The following is an 893-nucleotide window of genomic DNA, read 5'->3' as shown; positions in this document are numbered from 1 at the left end:
CTGTCAATCCGGTGTGTGGATTTCCGGCTCCATTTATAACGGTAGTTACTCTTCGCTAGGGGCATTTGTTTCCACTTACACATCGGTTAACGATACTGGCCGCCCGATGACGGTTTACGCTTCCGGCGGCGTTTCCACTATAGATAGAGGAATTAAAGACGGTGACAATTGCCGTAATACATGGGATCTTAAAGGTATGGTTGACGGACGTATCATTACATCGGCTGGTACCGCTAACTCAGATTGGAGTAAATCCGGAACTATAAACTTCATTATCCCAGCGGGATCGACGTTTAGTGTAACGTCAAACCCCTTACCCTCTTACGGATGCTCACCTGGGAGTTTCAATCTCGTCACCTACCACTGATCAAAAGGCTGCTTAACTGCCGTTATTTATCGCTAAATCCCACTAACATTCAGAGTTGTGGAGTTTGACTGTTGGTAAGCTAAGACGACAGAGTACAGGTAAATAATCTGCAACACGTTACACAACCAGCACATTTCTCATATCAGACTGTCAAGGTTATTGGAAACGAAAGACAGTGAACGATCCGTAGTCACAGCCGTAAGACATCATTCCATTTGAGACAATAGAAAATGAAGACCCATCCGGGACTTCAAAGTTCACTGTCCCTGATTTTTGCCACTGAGAGTTGCCATTTAAATCTCTTGCAACGTACAGCCCCCCAACTTCAGCGACGAGCGAGTATGTATTAACGCAGTTATCAGCATCTCCATAGTTGATTTTTTTGCTAGGTGGATTGCCGCCTGTTACGTACAGGCGATATTGCTTTCCTGTATTATTCGTACCGGAGTAAGAACCTTTAAATGTCCCGAGAACAGTGTAATTACCCTCGGTTATGCCTGTACCCTTCCACACACCGGATTGACAG

The 893-nt window shown here is 45.1% G+C and carries 2 pseudogenes; one reads left to right on the top strand and one right to left on the bottom strand.

The features are described 5' to 3' along the window. A pseudogene (locus ACOTWU_RS25260) lies at positions 1-367 on the top strand (hypothetical protein); the annotation flags it as partial. Positions 368-523: 156 nt separating this feature from the next. Here ACOTWU_RS25260 and ACOTWU_RS25255 read toward each other — a convergent pair. Continuing rightward, positions 524-893 (bottom strand): annotated as a pseudogene (locus tag ACOTWU_RS25255) (hypothetical protein); the annotation flags it as partial.

The organism is Enterobacter cloacae complex sp. GYL001 (genome assembly GCF_049237125.1).
GTDB classification, from domain to species: Bacteria; Pseudomonadota; Gammaproteobacteria; order Enterobacterales; family Enterobacteriaceae; genus Enterobacter; species Enterobacter hormaechei_C.
This window is presented reverse-complemented; position numbering and strand designations above follow the sequence as displayed.